The 16,426-nt window shown below is 73.7% G+C and carries 16 protein-coding genes and 1 tRNA gene; 6 read left to right on the top strand and 11 right to left on the bottom strand.

All coding sequences use genetic code 11. The features are described from left to right. Positions 1 to 112: 112 nt before the first annotated feature. From mshC to ACL02U_RS29580, 4 genes are all read right to left on the bottom strand, one after another. A complete protein-coding gene (gene mshC, locus ACL02U_RS29595; RefSeq protein ID WP_412794055.1) occupies positions 113 to 1,342 on the bottom strand; it encodes a cysteine--1-D-myo-inosityl 2-amino-2-deoxy-alpha-D-glucopyranoside ligase in 1,230 nt (409 codons plus the stop codon). Between the two features lie 105 nt (positions 1,343 to 1,447). Next, positions 1,448 to 2,266 (bottom strand): SCO1664 family protein, encoded by an 819-nt coding sequence (locus ACL02U_RS29590; protein ID WP_412794054.1) that lies wholly within the window; start codon positions 2,264 to 2,266, stop codon positions 1,448 to 1,450. Next, complete coding sequence (locus tag ACL02U_RS29585) at positions 2,230 to 2,820, bottom strand: DUF3090 domain-containing protein (protein WP_412794053.1); 591 nt, start codon at positions 2,818 to 2,820, stop codon at positions 2,230 to 2,232. The genes ACL02U_RS29590 and ACL02U_RS29585 overlap by 37 nt, the downstream gene beginning before the upstream one ends. Positions 2,821 to 2,960: 140 nt before the next feature. Further along, positions 2,961 to 3,647 carry a histidine phosphatase family protein gene (locus tag ACL02U_RS29580; protein WP_412794052.1) on the bottom strand — a complete coding sequence of 229 codons (687 nt, stop codon included), beginning with the start codon at positions 3,645 to 3,647 and terminating at the stop codon, positions 2,961 to 2,963. Positions 3,648 to 3,709: 62 nt separating this feature from the next. Here ACL02U_RS29580 and corA point away from each other — a divergent pair, with 62 nt between their 5' ends. Further along, positions 3,710 to 4,705, top strand: coding sequence for a magnesium/cobalt transporter CorA (gene corA / locus ACL02U_RS29575; protein ID WP_412794051.1), 996 nt, complete (start codon positions 3,710 to 3,712; stop codon positions 4,703 to 4,705). Positions 4,706 to 4,771: 66 nt separating this feature from the next. Here the strand turns inward: corA and ACL02U_RS29570 are convergent, their stop codons facing one another. Continuing rightward, a complete protein-coding gene (locus ACL02U_RS29570) occupies positions 4,772 to 5,560 on the bottom strand; it encodes a ferritin-like domain-containing protein (protein ID WP_412794066.1) in 789 nt (262 codons plus the stop codon). A gap of 219 nt (positions 5,561 to 5,779) precedes the next feature. Continuing rightward, entirely contained in the window at positions 5,780 to 6,835 is a 1,056-nt protein-coding gene (locus tag ACL02U_RS29565) for an LLM class F420-dependent oxidoreductase (RefSeq protein WP_412794050.1), read from the bottom strand. Positions 6,836 to 7,009: 174 nt separating this feature from the next. Here ACL02U_RS29565 and ACL02U_RS29560 point away from each other — a divergent pair, with 174 nt between their 5' ends. Both ACL02U_RS29560 and ACL02U_RS29555 read left to right on the top strand, forming a co-directional pair. After that, on the top strand, positions 7,010 to 7,996 hold the full coding sequence (locus ACL02U_RS29560) for an aldo/keto reductase (protein WP_412794049.1): 987 nt from the start codon (positions 7,010 to 7,012) through the stop codon (positions 7,994 to 7,996). Further along, positions 7,993 to 10,308 (top strand): helix-hairpin-helix domain-containing protein, encoded by a 2,316-nt coding sequence (locus ACL02U_RS29555; RefSeq protein ID WP_412794048.1) that lies wholly within the window; start codon positions 7,993 to 7,995, stop codon positions 10,306 to 10,308. The genes ACL02U_RS29560 and ACL02U_RS29555 overlap by 4 nt, the downstream gene beginning before the upstream one ends. Before the next feature lie 190 nt (positions 10,309 to 10,498). On the opposite strand, the gene ACL02U_RS29550 is transcribed toward ACL02U_RS29555, so the two are convergent. Further along, positions 10,499 to 11,233 (bottom strand): hypothetical protein, encoded by a 735-nt coding sequence (locus tag ACL02U_RS29550; RefSeq protein ID WP_412794047.1) that lies wholly within the window; start codon positions 11,231 to 11,233, stop codon positions 10,499 to 10,501. A gap of 47 nt (positions 11,234 to 11,280) precedes the next feature. Between ACL02U_RS29550 and ACL02U_RS29545 the strand changes: the two genes are divergently transcribed. Further along, positions 11,281 to 11,469 carry a DUF5703 family protein gene (locus ACL02U_RS29545; RefSeq protein ID WP_027758838.1) on the top strand — a complete coding sequence of 63 codons (189 nt, stop codon included), beginning with the start codon at positions 11,281 to 11,283 and terminating at the stop codon, positions 11,467 to 11,469. A 91-nt stretch (positions 11,470 to 11,560) separates the two neighbouring features. On the opposite strand, the gene ACL02U_RS29540 is transcribed toward ACL02U_RS29545, so the two are convergent. The 3 genes from ACL02U_RS29540 to ACL02U_RS29530 form a co-directional block, all read right to left on the bottom strand. Beyond that, on the bottom strand, positions 11,561 to 12,412 hold the full coding sequence (locus tag ACL02U_RS29540) for a chaplin (RefSeq protein ID WP_412794046.1): 852 nt from the start codon (positions 12,410 to 12,412) through the stop codon (positions 11,561 to 11,563). Between the two features lie 149 nt (positions 12,413 to 12,561). Then, positions 12,562 to 12,795: a chaplin ChpH gene (chpH, locus tag ACL02U_RS29535; RefSeq protein ID WP_412794045.1), complete on the bottom strand. Its 234-nt coding sequence runs from the start codon at positions 12,793 to 12,795 to the stop codon at positions 12,562 to 12,564. Positions 12,796 to 12,966: 171 nt separating this feature from the next. Beyond that, complete coding sequence (locus ACL02U_RS29530) at positions 12,967 to 14,298, bottom strand: M20/M25/M40 family metallo-hydrolase (RefSeq protein ID WP_412794044.1); 1,332 nt, start codon at positions 14,296 to 14,298, stop codon at positions 12,967 to 12,969. Between the two features lie 184 nt (positions 14,299 to 14,482). Here ACL02U_RS29530 and ACL02U_RS29525 point away from each other — a divergent pair. Continuing rightward, a tRNA-Leu gene (locus tag ACL02U_RS29525) sits at positions 14,483 to 14,570 on the top strand. 322 nt (positions 14,571 to 14,892) lie between these two features. Here the strand turns inward: ACL02U_RS29525 and ACL02U_RS29520 are convergent. Then, entirely contained in the window at positions 14,893 to 15,357 is a 465-nt protein-coding gene (locus ACL02U_RS29520) for a MarR family winged helix-turn-helix transcriptional regulator (protein WP_412794043.1), read from the bottom strand. A gap of 88 nt (positions 15,358 to 15,445) precedes the next feature. On the opposite strand from ACL02U_RS29520, the gene ACL02U_RS29515 reads away from it, so the two are divergent. After that, positions 15,446 to 16,333 (top strand): SDR family NAD(P)-dependent oxidoreductase, encoded by an 888-nt coding sequence (locus tag ACL02U_RS29515; protein ID WP_412794042.1) that lies wholly within the window; start codon positions 15,446 to 15,448, stop codon positions 16,331 to 16,333. The last annotated feature ends 93 nt before the right edge of the window (positions 16,334 to 16,426 follow it).

The following is a 16,426-nucleotide window of genomic DNA, read 5'->3' as shown; positions in this document are numbered from 1 at the left end:
CTCCCGGCCGGGGTTCCGGGTCCGGCCGGGGTTCCGGGTCCGCGTCCGGCCGAAAGCGCCGCGGAGGGCGCCTCCACCGCCGTGGGGAGGCGCCCTCCGCGGGTGGGGGCCGCTACAGGGCTACGCCGAGCAGGGCGTCCACGGCTCGCGAGACCAGGCCCGGAGCGCCGGTGTCGGTGCCGCCGTGCCGGTGCTGCCGGTCGACCCAGCGGTCGACCGCGGCCAGGGCCGCGGGTGAGTCGAGGTCGGCGGCGAGCGCGGCGCGGATCTCCTCCACCAGCGCGTCCGCGGCGGGCCCGTCGGGCCGCGAGACCGCGGCACGCCACCTGCCGAGGCGTGCGACGGCGTCCTGGAGCACCTGATCGGTCCACTCCCAGTCGGACCGGTAGTGGTGGTCGAGGAGTGCCAGGCGGATGGCGGCGGGGTCCACGCCGTCGCGGCGCAGTTGGGAGACGAAGACCAGGTTGCCCTTGGACTTGGACATCTTCTCGCCGTCGAGGGCGACCATGCCCGCGTGCACGTAGGCGCGGGCCATCGGGAACTCACCGGTCAGGACCTGGGCGTGGGAGGCGCCCATCTCGTGGTGCGGGAAGGCGAGGTCGGAGCCGCCGCCCTGCACGTCGAAGGTCATACCGAGGTGCTCCAGGGCGATGGCCACGCACTCGATGTGCCAGCCGGGCCGGCCGTGGCCGAGCGTTCCGCCGTCCCAACTGGGCTCGCCGGGCCGGGCCGCCATCCACAGTATCGGGTCGAGCGGGTTCTTCTTGCCGGGTCGGTCGGGATCGCCGCCGCGTTCGGCGGACAGCAGCCGCATGGCCGCGGCGTCCAGGTGGGAGACCTGGCCGAAGTGCGGGTCGGACTCGACGGAGAAGTAGACGTCGCCGTCGAGCTCGTACGCCGCGCCGGCCTCGCGCAGCCGTTCGACGATGGGGACGATGCCGGGTATGGCCTCCACCGCGCCGACGTAGTGCTGCGGCGGCAGCATGCGCAGCGCGGTCATGTCCTCCCGGAACAGGGCCGTCTCGCGCTCGGCGAGTGCGGTCCAGTCGAGGTCGTCGCGCAGCGCACGCTCCAGCAGCGGGTCGTCGACGTCGGTGACGTTCTGGACGTAGTGGACCTGCCGCTTGGTGTCGAGCCACACGCGCTGCACGAGGTCGAACGCGTTGTAGGTGGCCGCGTGACCCATGTGGGTGGCGTCGTAGGGAGTGATGCCGCAGACGTAGATACGGGCGACGGGACCGGGACTCAGGGTCACCGGCCCCCCGGTCGCGGTGGAGTGGATCCTCAGGTCGCGACCCTGACCGGGCAGGGCGGGGACCTCGGAAGCGGGCCAGGCATGCATGCCATGAGCCTAACCGGACTGGAGTTCCGTATACGAACCGGAGCGGTCCGACCGGCTGGAAGGGCACTCTTGCGCGGCTCCCGCCGTTCGGCTCCGGCGGCCGTCCTACACCGGCGGCCACGGGATGGCCGGCCACTGCCCGCTCGGCTCCGGGTGCTTCCCGGTCCCGAGGAGCGCGTCGACCCGCTCGCGGGTGGCGGCGATCTCCGCGACGGTGAGCAGCGGGGCGAGCCGGGCGGCGAGGGCACCGCCGTCGCCCAGGCCGGTCCTGAGCGCGCCGAGCACCTCCACGGCCTCCGGGGTCAGGAGCTCCCCGGCCCAGCCCCACAGCAGCGTGCGCAGCTTGTCGTCGACGTGGAAGCTGACGCCGTGGTCGATGCCGTACAGCCGGCCCTCCGCCGCGGGCAGCAGGTGGCCGCCCTTGCGGTCGGCGTTGTTGATCACCGCGTCGAGGACGGCGAGCCGGCGCAGCCGCTCGTCGTCGGCGTGCACGAGCAGCGCGGTGCGGTCCTCGTCGACCTCGGCGAGGCCGATCGCCTTCCAGCCGGGACCCGGTTCGCCGTCCTCCACCAGCGCGAGCAGTTCGGCGCCGGGTTCGACGTCGATCCACAGCTGGCACATGCCCTGCCCGTACGGCCCGTCCCGCAGCACGGTCGGCGGCACCAGCCGCCAGCCGGTGGCCTCGGAGACCTCGTAGGCGGCGACCTCGCGCTGGGCGAGGGTGCCGTCGGGGAAGTCCCACAGCGGCCGCTCCCCGGCCACCGGTTTGTACACGCAGGACGCCTCCCGGCCCTCGTGCGCGACCGTGCACAGCAGGGCCGCGTTGGAGGCCTCGCGGATGCGTCCGCGGACCGTCAGCTCGCCGCGGACGAGGAGTTCAGCGGCGGTCACGCTCCGCGGCGGTATCCGTTCTGGCGCGGACATACGTGTCCTTCCGGGTCGAGCGGCAGACTGCACAGCGGGCAGGGCGGCCGGCCGGCGTTGACGACGTCGAGGGCGCGTTTGGCGAAGGCGCGGGCCTGCGCTCCGCTGAGGCGGACCCGCAGCATCGGGGGCCCGTTCTCCTCGTCCTGCAGCAGGCGCTCCTCCGCCTCGGCGAGGTCCTCCTCGGAGTCGGCGTCGAGCTCGACGAGCGCCTGCGCCTCGACGATCATGCGCTGCTCGTCGCCGTCCCAGGCCAGTGCCATCGTCCCGACCCGGAACTCCTCCTCGACGGGGGTGTCGAGGGGCGCGGTGTCGGCGATCTCGGTGGGCGCCACCGCGGGCACCGAGGCGTTGCCGCCGCTGCGCCGTACGACCTCGTCCAGCAGCTCTTCCATACGCTCGGCGAGTGCGGCCACCTGCGTCTTCTCCAGGGCCACACTGGTCGTCCGGGAGCCGGAGGAGGCCTGGAGGAAGAACGTACGGCGCCCGGGCAGTCCGACCGTACCGGCCACGAAGCGGTCCGGCGGGTCGTAGAGGAACACCTGACGGGACACGTCCTGTCTCCATGGGAATCGTTCGCGGATCGTTCGAGGGGTGATGCGGGTCCTGCGGGTGCAGGCTTGCGAAGTGGTGCGGGCGGTGCGGTGCGGGTCGTGCGTACCGGTCGACCGCTTCACCCTACTGCGGTCGACGATCACGGTGCGCCCGTGGCACCCCCGACGGGTGCGTCCCCGGACGCGGGCTGCTGGCTGGGTACGAGTGAGGTGAGGTCGCCGGTGTCCCCCAGCCGCACGAGGAACGGCCGCAGCCGGGTGTAGCGGATGGCGGTGACGGAACACGGTTCGACGGAGATGCGCTGGAAGAGGTCGAGATGGAGTCCGAGGGCGTCCGCCACGAGCGATTTGATCACGTCGCCGTGCGAGCACATCACGTAGACGGCGTCGGCGCCGTGGTCGCGCTCGACGCGGGCGTTCCAGTCCCGGACCGCCTCGGCGGCCCGGGACTGCATCGCCCGCATCGACTCGCCGCCGGGGAAGGCGGCCGCGGACGGGTGCGCCTGGACCACCTCCATCAGCGGTTCCTGCGTCAGCTCGGCGAGCTTGCGGCCGGTCCAGTCCCCGTAGTGGCACTCCCCGATCCGCTCGTCGGTGTGCAGGCCCAGCCCGGGGCGGGCGTCGAGCAGCGGCCGGACCGTCTCCTGGCAGCGCTGCAGGGGACTGGCGACGACCTCGGACAGCGGCAGCCCGGCGAGCCGGCCGGGAAGGGCGGCCGCCTGCGAGGTGCCGCGCTCGTCGAGGCCGACGCCGGGCGTCCAGCCGGCGAGCACCCCCTCGGTGTTGGCGGTGGAACGTCCGTGCCGGACGAGGATCAACGTGGGCATGCGGCCCAGGGTAGGCGCACCCGACGGTGCGGAGACCGCGCGCGGAGGGGGCATTTCGTTCCGTGATCGTCGACTGTGCCCTCTACCGCGACGGCCGGCGCGCCCCGGGCTCCGCGGACTTCGCGGCGGCCCTGGAGGAGGCGCGCGCCGGGGGCGGTTTCGTGTGGATCGGACTGCACGAGCCGACCGGACGGGAGTTCGACAGTGTCAGTGAGGAGTTCGGGCTCCACCCGCTGGCGGTGGAGGACGCGCTCAAGGCGCACCAGCGCCCCAAACTGGAGGTGTACGACGACTCGCTGTTCCTGGTGCTGAAGCCGGTCGCCTACGAGCCGGAAGGCGACAGGGTCTCCAGTGGCGAGTTGATGGTCTTCCTCGGGGACGGCTTCGTGGTGACGGTGCGGCACGGCGAGGGCTCGCCGCTGGCCGAGGTGCGGCAGCGGCTGGAACGGGAGCCGGAGACGCTCGGCAAGGGCCCCACGGCGGTGGTGTACGCGATCTCCGACGCGGTCGTCGACCACTATCTGGACGTGGCGGCCGAACTCCAGGCCGATCTGGAGGAGCTGGAGGCGGAGGTCTTCGACCCGGTGGGGGGCGGCTCGCGGCACACCGCGTCCCGCATCTACACCTTCAAGCGGCAGATCCTGGAGTTCCGGCGGGCGACCGCCCCGCTGGCGGTCCCGCTGGACCGGCTCGCCGGCCCAGGCGCCCCCGGGCCGGCGGTGCCGTTCGTGGACGGCAGGGCGCGGCCGTACTTCCGGGACGTGCACGACCACCTCACCCGGGTGAACGATTCGGTGGAGGGTCTGGACCGGCTGGTGTCGGACATCCTGGCGGCGCACCTGGCGCAGACGAGCGTCCGGCAGAACGACGACATGCGGAAGATCTCCGCGTGGGCGGCCATGGCCGCGATCCCCACGATGCTCGCGGGGATCTACGGCATGAACTTCGACCACATGCCGGAGCTGCACTGGGTGTGGGCGTATCCGGCGGTGGTCGCCGTGATGGCGGTGCTGGAAGTGCTGCTGTACCGGTTGTTCAAGCGCCGGGGCTGGTTGTAGCGCCGGGGTGGCTCAGGCGAGCCCGTGGGCGGGGGCGGCTCAGGCGAGCCCGTGGGCGGGGGCGGCTCAGGCGAGCCCGTGGGCGGGGGCGGCCGGTCCGCCCAGGGCGTCGCGGCGCGCGGGCATCGCCAGCGACACCATGCGGTGCCAGCCGGCGAACCGCTCCCAGGCGTACACGGCCCGGATACCGGCCGCGAGGGTGGCGGACTTGGCCCGGGGCCAGCCGAGCACGTGTCCCATGTGGGCCATGACGGCGAGGCTGACGTCCCGGTAGACGCGGATCTCGGCGAGCGCGCACTCGCGCAGGGTGCGCCTGATCAGCGGGCCGTGCCCGGCCGCCGCGAACCGCAGCAGCTCCTCGTGGGTGTAGGCGAGGTGGTTGTCCTCGTCGGCGGAGATCATCCGGACCGCCTTGCCGACCTCGGGGTGGTCGCCGAAGTACCTGCACAGCATCACCATCTGCTCGGAGGCCCGCTGCTCGGTGACCCGGCTGTGGGACAGGTACACGATGATGTCCTGCACCGTGAGCGGCTGCTCGGACCTGAGCCTGTCGTGGGCGAGGCCGATCCCCTCGCGTTCCAGGAGCATGGTGTAGTCGGTCTCCGGCGGAACCGGGACGGGCTGCACTCCGCGCTTCTTCATCAGTGCGCCGAAGATGCGGCCGTGCTTGTCCTCGTCGGCTCCGTGCCGGGTGATCTTCGGCGCCATCGCGCGCTCGCTCTCCGGGACGAGGGCCGCGATCCGCGCGTTCTCCCAGCCGCCCTGCGACTCACCGCCGGCGGCGATGGAACAGAACAGGGCGAAGGACTCGTCGTCATCGAGGATCTCCCGGAAAACGCTCTTGGCCGAAAGCATCATGCGCACCTCTCTGCAGGACTCCGCGAAGAACGAGTCAAATGCGACATCCGGGGCGCTGCAACAGCTGTGTCGGACAACTCGGCCGAACGGAGGAACAGCGGTGTGCGGGACGGGCGTAACCGAGCGGGCCCGACCGCGTTGTTCCTCATGACGGCCGTGGCGGGGAAGACCCCCGAGCCCCCACCACGGCCGTGGAAAAACCCCGCCTCCCCCGCGTCAGGCGAGGCCGGCCAGTTCCAGTGCCTCGACGCCGGCACGGAGCGAGGCGAGCCGCTCCTCCCTGGTGAAGCCGGCCGGAGCCAGGTTCAGGGTGGTGACACCGGCCGCCGCGTAGGCCTTCATCCGGTCGGCGATCCGCGCCACCGAGCCGAGCAGGGTGGTCCGGTCGATCAGCTCGTGCGGCAGCGCCGCGGCGGCACCCTCCTTGTCGCCGGACAGGTACTTCTCCTGGACCTCGGCCGCCGCCTGCTCGTAACCCATGCGGCGGGCGAGGCGGTTGTAGAAGTTCTGGTCGGCGCTGCCCATGCCGCCGACGTAGAGCGCGGTGTAGGGCCGGAAGGTGTCCGCGAGCCGGGCGACGTCCTTGTCGTCGCCGACGGCGAGCGGGACCGTGGGGCAGACGTCGAAGCCGTCGAGGGTCCTGCCGGCCTTCTCGCGCCCGGCCCGCAGATGGCGGATCGCGGTCTCCTCCAGGTGCTCGGCCGACGGGAAGATCAGCAGGGCGCCGTCGGCGATCTCGCCGGTCTGCTCGAGGTTCTTCGGGCCGATCGCGGCGATGTAGAGCGGGATGTGCTCGCGCTGCGGGTGGACGGTCAGCTTCAGCGGCTTGCCGGGGCCGTCCGGCAGCGGCAGCGTCCAGTGCCGGCCCTCGTAGGACAGCCGCTCGCGGGACATGGCCCGGCGCACGATCTCGACGTACTCGCGGGTGCGGGCCAGCGGCTTGTCGAACTTGACGCCGTACCAGCCCTCCGACACCTGCGGACCGGAGACGCCGAGGCCCAGGCGGAAGCGGCCGCCGGACAGGGAGTCCAGGGTCGCGGCCGTCATGGCGGTCATGGCGGGCTGCCGGGCCGGAATCTGGAAGATGGCCGAGCCGACGTCGATGCGCTCGGTCTGGGCGGCGACCCAGCTGAGCACGGTGGCCGCGTCGGAGCCGTAGGCCTCGGCGGCCCAGCAGACCGCGTAGCCGAGCCGGTCGGCCTCCTGCGCGACGGCGAGGTTGTCGGCGTCCATTCCGGCGCCCCAGTAGCCGAGGTTGATCCCGAGCTGCATGCGCGCTCCCTTACCGGTCGGTAATGTCTCTGGTCGGGCCGACCATAGCGCGCGGAACCGGGGGCGGGGAGAAGGACGTGGCGGCCGCCGCCCCGGCCCGCCGGCCGGCACCGGGGGAAATCGGTCGTCCACAGGCAACCCACGGCCCAGTTATGGCCAGTAATCTCGGCGGTCATGGAGCAGAGGCATCTCGGCCGCACCGGCCTGCGCGTGTCCCGGATCGGGCTCGGCACCCTCACCTGGGGCCGGGACACCGACGAGCACGACGCCGCGGACCTCCTGAAGACCTTCTGGGAGGCGGGCGGCACCCTCGTCGACACCGCGGACGTGTACGGCGACGGAGAGGCCGAGTACCTGCTCGGGCGCCTCATGGACGGGCTGGTTCCGCGCGCGGACCTGGTCGTCTCGACCAAGGCGGGCAGCGTGCCGGACCCCGACCGCCGGTTCGACGGCTCGCGCGGGCACCTGCTGTCCGCGCTGGACGCCTCGCTGGACCGGCTGGGCACGGACCACGTGGACCTGTGGCACGTGCACGCCTACGATGCCGGGACCCCGCTGGAGGAGACCCTCCAGGCCCTCGACATCGCCGTCGGGAGCGGCCGGGCCCGCTACGCCGGCGTCTCCAACTTCTGCGGCTGGCAGCTGGCCAAGGCCGCCACCTGGCAGCTCGCGGCCCCGACCTCCCGGACCCGGCTGGCCAGTACGCAGATGGAGTACTCGCTGCTGCAGCGCGGCGTCGAGCGGGAGGTGCTGCCGGCGGCGCGCGACGCCGGCATCGGCCTGCTGCCCTCCTCCCCGCTGGGCCGCGGGGTCCTCACCGGGAAGTACCGGGGCGAGGTCGTACCGCCCGACTCGCGCGGCGCCTCGGATCACTTCGCGCCGTTCGTCGCGCCCTACCTGGACGACACCGCGAGCCGCGTCGTGGACGCCGTGACGACGGCCGCGGACGGGCTGGCGGTCACTCCGCTGCAGGTGGCCCTCGCCTGGGTGCGCGACCGGCCCGGAGTCGCCGCGCCGATCGTCGGCGCGCGCAACGCGCAGCAGCTCACGGCGGCGTTGTCGGTGGAGGCGCTTAGTCTTCCTGACGAGATCTGCCGGGCTCTCGACGACGTGTCGGCGCCCGTGCACCGCTACCCCGATCACGACTGGAGCACGCTGTGAGCACGGAGCCGGAGACCACGGAGGGCACCGAGCCGGGGACACCGGACACCACGTCAGGGGACGGCGCGGAGCGCGGGGACGGCGCGCCGGGGGACGGCGGCCCGGGCGACGGCCGAGTGGATCAGCCGGCCGGCGGGGAGGGCGCGGAGGACGGATCCGGAGCCTCGGAGGCGCAGGCCGAGCTGGCCGCGCAGCGGGTGGAACGGGAGCGGATCGAGCGGCGCAAGGCGGAGAAGCAGGGGCCCGTCGCGAGCGGCGGGAAGCTGAGCGGCACCGCCGCCGAACTGCTCGCGGCCGTACGGGCCGTGGAGAGCGGGCAGCAGCCGGCCGACACCGTCTTCGAGGCACCGCCCGCCCCGCGCCGCGCCGCCGCCCCGGAGCCCGTGCACCGGCCCCGGCCGGCACCGTCCGCGGCGGAGCCGCCCGCGGCCGCGGAAGCCGCCGCGGAGACGGTCGAGGCGGTCCGCGGCGTGCTGGCGGACGGCGGCGCGCCCGAGGCTCTGGCGGCGCGGGCCGCCGCCGTACTCGGCGAGGGCGCCGGGGACCTGCTGCGCGCGGACCCCTGGCAGTTGCTGCGGGTGCCGGGAGTGCGGCCCGAGCAGGCGGACGGGTTCGCCCGGGCGCTGCTCGGAGCGGACTGCGGTCCGGACGACGAGCGGCGGGGACGGGCCGTCACCGTCTGGCTCCTGGAGCAGGCGGCCGCGGCCGGACACACCGCGCTGGAACTGCCCGCGCTCACGGCCGCGCTGACCCGGCGGGGCGTGCCGGATCCGGAGGCGGCGGTGCAGCACACGATCGCCGAGGGCGAGGCCCTGGTGTTCCAGGACGCGCTGGAGGAACCGGGCGGCCCGGCCGGGCAGCGGGCGGCCGGGCCCGCCGAGGAGGCGGACGGCGGCGGGAACCACGAGGGAGACGGGGAGAACGAGGAGGACGGGGAGGACGGTGCGGTCGAACGCCCGGTCCGGGTCCTGGTCGGCCCGGAGCGGTACGCGCTCGCGGAGGAGAGCCTCGCCGACGGGCTGGCCCGGGTGGCTGGTTCGCCGCCCGGGGAGGGCACCGCGGGCTGGCAGCGGCTCGCCGCCTCCGCGCCTCGGGCCGCGGCCGAGCTGGTCGGCGCCCTCGCCCGGCACGCGCTGGTGCTGCACACCGGCGGCGAGACCGCCCGTGCCGAACCGGCCGCCCTCGTCGCCGCGGCCGTCGCGGCGGGCCTGCGCACCACCGTGGCCTGCCACTGCCCCGACGGCAGCCGCCGCTTCGGCGCGCTGCTCGCCGCGGCGGAGGCCGGCACGCCCCGGGCGGGCGGCCCGGAGGCCCCGGGGGGCGGCCCGCGCGGGGAGCGGCCCGCAGCGGACGCCCCGGCCGTCGTCACCGTCTCCGGACTGCTCGCCGGCACGGAGGGCCCCGGGCGGGACGCCGACGGAGCGCTGGACGTGGACCTGCTGGTCGTGCTGGACGCGCCGCAGCTGGACGTGGAGGCTGCGGCCACGCTGGTCGAGTCGCTGCCCGACGGGGCTCGCCTGCTGCTCAGCGGCGATCCGGCGGTGCTGTGGTCGGCGGGGCCGGGTCGGGTCTTCGCCGATCTGCTCGCGGCGCGGGTGTGCCCGCAGGTGGCCTCCCGCACCCCGGACCCGGGGCCGCTCGGCGAGCTCGTGTCCGGCATCGGGATCGGTGAGCTGAACCAGGTGGAGGCGCCCGGCAAGGAGCTGGTGATCGTGCCGGTCAAGGACGCGGGCGAGGCGGTGCACCGTACCGTGCAGCTGGTCGCCGACTCGGTGCCGCGTGCACTCGGTATCCCGGCCGCGGAGACCGTCGTCGTCGCTCCGGGACACGGCGGCGCGGCCGGCACCCGCGTGCTGAACGCCGCACTCAAGGAGCGGCTGAACCCCGGCCCGGGACGCTTCGGCGGCTTCGACCCGGGTGACGTCGTCGCCTACTCCCCCGCGCCCGGGCGGACGGTTCCGGGGCGGGTGGTGGGGGCGGATGCCGACGGACTGCACCTGGAGTGCGCGGACACGCCCGTCGTCGTATCCCGGGATCGGGTCGAGCGCACCGTTCGGCACGGCTGGGCGCTGACCGCGCACCAGGCGGTGGGCGGCCGCTGGCCGGCGGCGGTCGTGGTACTGCCCGGCGACGCGGCGCAGGCCCTCAGCCGGCCGTGGGTGTACACCGCGTTCGGCCGGGCCGAACGGCACCTCTCGGTGGTGCACGGTGTGGAGCAGGCCCTGCCGAGGGCCGTCGCGGAGGTACCGGCGAAGCCGAGGACCACCCGTCTGCCCGCCCTGCTGAGGGCTCAGGTGCCGGCGACGGCCTGATCGGGGCGGGGGCCGCGCAAACCGGTGGCGGCGCGGCCCGCCGCCCCGCCACCGGGCGGGGCACGGCGGCGGGAGTGGGCGCCCGGAGGCACCGGCTCCCGGCGAACGGCTCGGCCGCTCGGGCCGTCCGGGTTCCCGTCGCCGGCCGATGCCGTCTCGCCGGAAGGACCGGCGCGCCCGGCGTCAGCGGTCAGCGATCCGCGTCGAGCGGCTCCGGCTCCTCGGCCCTGCCCGCCGCGTCCTCGTCGCCGATTCCTTGATCATCGTCACCGTCGAGCGCGCCGTCGTCGGGCTCGCCGCCGTCGGGCTCGTCGTCGAACTCGTCGTCGAACACCGCGCTGACGTCGAAGCGGCAGACCACCCGCTCCGGATCGACCTGCTCGAACGGCGCTTCCAGCCACTCGCCGGCGTCGACCGGATCCTCGTCTGCCACCACCCAGAGTGTGGAGTCGCCCTCCTCCAGGCCGAACTCCCGGTGCCGGCTGGCGATCTCGTCCGGTTCGAACTCACCGAACAGCACCCCCAGGGCTCCGTGCACCGTCTCGGCGGCTCCCTCGCCCGTGTCGCGGTCGTCCTCCGCTGCCTCGACCCTCCTGGCCTGCGCCCGCAGCCGCTGCGGCTCCGCCACCGCGTAGTCGCGGCGGATGAGCACGCTCAGTGCGTTCGGCTCCTCGGGGCCCGTGTACGGCGGCAGGGCGTCCTCCGCACCGGGGATCTCGAAGGGCGTGACCTCGTCGTAGCGGTCGTAGAGCAGTTCGTCGTACGCCTCGGCGGCCGTGGCCAGCTCGTTGAACGCCTCGTGGACGGCCGGGTCGTCCTCACCCGACCTGCGTTCGACCGCGGCCAGGTGGCGGTCGAGCGCGGTCTTGACCGCCTCGGCGGCGGCGCGTACCTCGGCAGCCGTGGGCTGCGCAGCATCAGACATAGTGCAGACGCTATCCGTACCGGGCCCCAGCCCGCACAATAGATGCGATGCCGGAATACGAATTTGTCGACGTGTACGTCCCGCGCGGGGTGTCCCGCAAGGAGACCACACGTCTGCTGACGGACCACGCCGAGTACGGACACTGGGAGTTGTACCGCCTGAGCCTGCTGCGTGACGGAAGCCGCAGGGTGCGGCTGCGCCGGCGGATCATCCGCCAGGTGCGCGCCACCTGGTGAGGCGGCCGGCCGCGGTCCGGAGCGGGCCCCGCGTCGGCGGGGCCCGCTCCGTGTGTGCTGCCGGTGCCGGTGCCTCGGCCACCGGACGCCCCTACGCCGAGGCGCGCGCCTTGCGGTAGAGCACGGTTCCGGCGAGCAGCGCCCCCGCGCCGACCGGGAGGACGAGCCCCATGGGCAGGTCGCTGCCGGTGTGCGCGAGCTGAGCGCCGGTCTCCGGCAGGGCGACCGACCGCCCGGTGTGCCCGGAGCCGCCGTGCGGCGCGGTGTCCGACCCGGGCGGCGTACCGGGCGTACCCGGGGTGCCGGGATTGCCAGGCGTACCCGGGTTACCGGGGTTACCGGGCGTACCCGGGTTACCGGGGTTACCCGGATTGCCGGGGTTACCGGGGTTACCGGGCGTACCCGGATTGCCGGGGTTACCGGGGTTGCCGCCGCCGTTCGCGCAGTCGTCACCCATGGCGCTGTTGCCGACGCCGATCACGTTGACGCTGTTCCCGCACGCGTTCACCGGGACGTCGATCGGCGCCTGGACGTGGTTGCCGGACCCGACGCCGGGCGAGTGGCCGGTGTGCCCGCCGGCCTGCGAGCCGGACGAGCCCCCGGAGCCGCCGTGGCCGTGGTGCCCGGCACCGGAACCGCCGTGGCCGTGGTGCCCGCCACCGGAACCGCCGTGGCCGTGGTGCCCGGCACCGGAGCCGCCGCCGTTCGCGCAGGCGTTGCCCGCCGCGGGATTGAGCAGCCCGACGACGTCGACGGTGTTGCCGCAGACGTTGACCGGAACGTTCACCGGCGCCTGCACCGAATTGCCGGACAGGACCCCCGGGGAGTCGGCTGCGGAACCGGAGGCCCCGGCGTCGGCCTGCGCGTATCCGCTGCCGGCGGCGGCGATGACACCGGTCGCGGCGGCGACCGTCATGAGGTGCTTGCGAGTTGACTGTCTCATTGCTGAATCCCTGCCTTCGACTGAAATCGTTCCGCGCGAGCGCGGCTCCGTCGTCGGAAGACCGCTCGGCCCCGGAGCGCGTGGCGCGCGCTCCGGGGCCGACGGCGTGGACGACCCTCAGAGGAACAACCTCCGGAAGGGCGACTACGTCACTTGTTGAAGCAGGTGTTGCCGAAGGCGGGGTTCAGCAGCCCGATCACCGAGATCGTGTTGCCGCAGACGTTCACGGGGATGTGCACGGGAACCTGAACCACGTTGCCGGACGCGACACCCGGGGAGTGCACGGCGGCACCCTGGGCACCGGCGTCGGCGACGGCGAGGCCCGCGCCCGCGAGAACCAGACCACCGGTGGCAGCCGCAGCGGCGACGACCTTCTTGATCATTATTCCTCCTTGTTGGCAATGCGGTCCCAATGTTTCGGACCGCACCACCTGTAACGAGGAGGGAGCAATGAGGCTACGAGCGTATGGTCGCATTCACTCTTCCCGGTCCTCCCCGCACACGCGGGCGAATACCGGGGTTCCGGGTCACCGGTGCCGTCCCGGCGGACGGCCTCAGGACGCGTCGAGGAAGCGGTCGAGCACCCGCACCCCGAACTTCAGCCCGTCCACCGGCACCCGCTCGTCGACGCCGTGGAACATGCCGGCGAAGTCCAGCTCCGGCGGCAGCTTCAGCGGGGCGAAGCCGAACCCCCGGATGCCGAGGTCGTCGAAGGACTTGGCGTCGGTGCCGCCGGAGAGCATGTACGGGATCGCCTTCGCGGCCGGGTCCTCGGCCACCAGCGCCGACTGCATGGCCGCCACCAGCGGCCCGTCGAAGGTGGTCTCGACGGCCTTGTCGGCGTGCACGTCATCGCGCCGCACGTGTGGTCCGAGCAGGCGGTCCAGGTCGGCGAGGAACTCCTCCTCGTGTCCCGGCAGGAACCGGCCGTCGACGTGGGCGGTGGCCTCGCCCGGAATGACGTTGACCTTGTACCCGGCGCCCAACTGGGTGGGGTTGGCGGTGTTGCTCAGCGTCGCGCCGATCAGTTTGGCGATGCCGCCGAGCCGGGCGAGGGTGGACTCCATGTCCTCCGGGTCCAGCTCGGTTCCGAGCGCGTCGCCGAGTTCGTCGAGGAAGGCCCGGGTGGTCTTGGTGACCCGCACCGGGAAGCGGTGCCGCCCGACGCGTGCGACGGCCTCGGACAGCTCGGTGATGGCGTTGTCGCGGTGGATCATGGAACCGTGTCCGGCGGTGCCGGCCACGGTCAGCTTCATCCAGTGCATGCCCTTCTCGGCGGTCTGGATCAGGTACAGCCGCCGCTGCTCGCTGACGGTGAAGGAGAATCCGCCGACCTCGCTGATCGCCTCGGTGACGCCCTCGAAGAGGTGCGGGTGGCGGTCGACCAGGTGCCGGGCCCCGTAGGTGCCGCCGGCCTCCTCGTCGGCGAGGAAGGCCAGCACGACGTCGCGCGGCGGCCGCCGCCCGCTGCGCAGCCGGTCGCGGACGACCGCCAGCGTCATGGCGTCCATGTCCTTCATGTCGACGGCGCCCCGGCCCCACACGCACCCGTCCGCGACCTCGCCGGAGAACGGGTCGTGGGTCCAGTCCGGGGCGTGGGCGGGCACGACGTCGAGGTGACCGTGGATGAGCAGCGCGGGCCGGGACGGGTCCTCGCCCTCGATGCGGGCCACCGTGGAGGCGCGGCCCGGGTGCGACTCGAAGATCTCGGGTGCGAGCCCCACCTCGGCGAGCTTCCCGGCGACGTACTCGGCGGCCGCGCGTTCACCGGGACCCGAGTGGTCGCCGTAGTTGCTGGTGTCGAACCGGATCAGCTCGCGGCAGAGGTCCACGACCTCGTCCTCGCCGGTGACGCCCCTGGCCGTGTCCGTGTCCGTGTCGCTCACGCTGCTTCCCTCCGGTGTCGGCTGCTGGTCCTGCTCATCCTCCCTCCCCGACCGGCGCCGACCCAAGGGCGGGCGCGGCCCGGCCTGCACCGTTCACCGGACGGCGGGGTGATCGAGCACCCGCGGAAGCCTGGTAGTGTTTACTTCGTCGCCGCGGAGGGAAACACCGCGCGACAGACACCTTGTCCGGGTGGCGGAATGGCAGACGCGCTAGCTTGAGGTGCTAGTGCCCTTTATCGGGCGTGGGGGTTCAAGTCCCCCCTCGGACACCAGTAGGGACCCCGGTCGATCCGGGGTCCTTTCGCTTGTCCGGCCGCGGCGCGAGCAGCCACCGCCGGCACCCCGGGCCCTCCGGGCATCCCGCACCGGAGCACCGGGCGGAGCCCCGACCCCGGCGCGCGGCCCCGGTCCCGCCCCGGGCCCTGCGGGGCGGATGCCGCGGTGCCGCGTTGCGGAGGTCGACCTGCACTCCTGACCCTCGGGCTCGCGCCGGCGGCGGCCTCGACCTGCCCGAGCCCGGCGGCCGCGAGGCCGGGATCGGGCGGGATCGGGCCGAGCGAGGCCAGGCGGGATCGGGCCCGGATCAGGCCCGGATCAGGCCGGGTCGGGGTTCGCGGCGTGCCGGTCGATCCGCCGCAGCAGGCCCTCCAGGGTGCGCAGGTCCTGTTCGCCGAGATCGGCGAAGACCGGGTTGCCGGCCGCGGTGCGGGCCATGAGCGACTCGCGCGTCGACAGGCCGAGCGGGGTGAGCGCCACCGCGCGAGTGCGGCCGTCGTGTACGCCGGCCACCTCTCCGGCGCGCTTTTCGATCAGGCCGCGCGCGGTGAGCCGACTGATCTGGTTGGCGGTGTTGGACCGGTCGGCCCACAGCCGTTCGGCGACCGTGCTGACCAGGATCGGCCGGTCGGCCTCGAGGACGAGCAGCACCTTGGCCTCCGACCGGGAGAGACCGAGCTGGGTCAACTGCAGGTTGTAGTGCGCGGTCAGACGCTCGACCAGGCGGTACGCCAGCGGGACGAGCTCCGGGTGCGCGGACGGGGGCTGAGCGGAGGATGCCATCCCGCAACGATACCGAAAAAAGATAGTGGTTTGACAACCATTAGCTGCCCAAAGATAGTGGTCCCACAACCACTACCTTGGAGTTCTGATGGGCATCGACCACGGCAGGACCGACCTCCGGGACCGCGTCGTCCTGGTCACCGGAGCCACCAGCGGCATCGGACGGGCCACGGCGACCGCCCTCGCCGCCCGGAACGCGACCGTCGTCCTCGTCGGCCGCAGTCCGGCACGCGCCGAGGCGACACGGCGGGAGATCGTCGCCGGCACCGGCAACACCGCGATCGACGTCGTCGTGGCCGACCTGTCGGAACAGGGCTCGGTGCGCCGCCTCGCCGCCCGGGTCACCGAGCGGCACCGCAGCCTGCACGTACTGATCAACAACGCCGGTATCACGAACCCCCGCCGCCTGCAGACCGCCGACGGGATGGAGGAGACCCTCGCCGTCAACCACCTCGCGCCGTTCCTCCTGACCGACCTGCTCCTGCCCGCCCTGCACGCGGCCGGCGCGGCACGCGTGATCACCCTCACCTCCGCGGCCTTCCGGATGGGGCGCATCGACCTGGACGACCTGCACAGCACCCGCCGGTACGGTCAGCACCGCGCCTACAACCAGTCCAAACTCGCGAACATCCTGTTCACCCGGGAACTGGCCCGGCGCCTGCAGAGCACGCCCGCGCCGGACGGCCCGCCCCTCGGATCGGTGAGCGCCACCGCGGTCGAGCCCGGCTTCGTACGGACCGGCATGACGCCGCCCTTCCCCTTCAACCTCGCCGGCTTCCTCCGCACCACCCCGCAGAAGGCGGCCCGTGCCGTCGTCCGGCTCGCCGCGGCCGACGATCTGGCCGACCACAACGGCGTGCTGTTCGCCCACACCGGCCGCCCCATCCGCCCCACCGGCCGCGCGGCGGACCCGGAGCTGGCACGCAGGCTCTGGGACGCGAGCACGGAGCTGACCGCCGGAGGGGACGACCGCTGACACGGCAGCGGGCCGGGGCGGGCATCGCCGCCCCCCGGCGGGCTGCCGACGCTCTCCGGAACACGCGGCGCCCCGCGACCGGGAACCCGGGCA

The organism is Streptomyces sp. MS06 (genome assembly GCF_047200655.1).
In the GTDB taxonomy this organism is placed as follows: Bacteria; Actinomycetota; Actinomycetes; order Streptomycetales; family Streptomycetaceae; genus Streptomyces.
This window is presented reverse-complemented; position numbering and strand designations above follow the sequence as displayed.

Bases quoted from the DNA above. Each gene is read 5' to 3' on its own strand.
- mshC (WP_412794055.1), bottom strand. From the start codon at position 1,342: ATGCATGCCTGGCCCGCTTCCGAGGTCCCCGCCCTGCCCGGTCAGGGT.
- ACL02U_RS29590 (WP_412794054.1), bottom strand. From the start codon at position 2,266: ATGTCCGCGCCAGAACGGATACCGCCGCGGAGCGTGACCGCCGCTGAA.
- ACL02U_RS29580 (WP_412794052.1), bottom strand. From the start codon at position 3,647: ATGCCCACGTTGATCCTCGTCCGGCACGGACGTTCCACCGCCAACACC.
- ACL02U_RS29570 (WP_412794066.1), bottom strand. From the start codon at position 5,560: ATGCTTTCGGCCAAGAGCGTTTTCCGGGAGATCCTCGATGACGACGAG.
- ACL02U_RS29565 (WP_412794050.1), bottom strand. From the start codon at position 6,835: ATGCAGCTCGGGATCAACCTCGGCTACTGGGGCGCCGGAATGGACGCC.
- ACL02U_RS29560 (WP_412794049.1), top strand. From the start codon at position 7,010: ATGGAGCAGAGGCATCTCGGCCGCACCGGCCTGCGCGTGTCCCGGATC.
- ACL02U_RS29550 (WP_412794047.1), bottom strand. From the start codon at position 11,233: ATGTCTGATGCTGCGCAGCCCACGGCTGCCGAGGTACGCGCCGCCGCC.
- ACL02U_RS29545 (WP_027758838.1), top strand. From the start codon at position 11,281: ATGCCGGAATACGAATTTGTCGACGTGTACGTCCCGCGCGGGGTGTCC.
- ACL02U_RS29540 (WP_412794046.1), bottom strand. From the start codon at position 12,412: ATGAGACAGTCAACTCGCAAGCACCTCATGACGGTCGCCGCCGCGACC.
- chpH (WP_412794045.1), bottom strand. From the start codon at position 12,795: ATGATCAAGAAGGTCGTCGCCGCTGCGGCTGCCACCGGTGGTCTGGTT.
- ACL02U_RS29520 (WP_412794043.1), bottom strand. From the start codon at position 15,357: ATGGCATCCTCCGCTCAGCCCCCGTCCGCGCACCCGGAGCTCGTCCCG.
- ACL02U_RS29515 (WP_412794042.1), top strand. From the start codon at position 15,446: ATGGGCATCGACCACGGCAGGACCGACCTCCGGGACCGCGTCGTCCTG.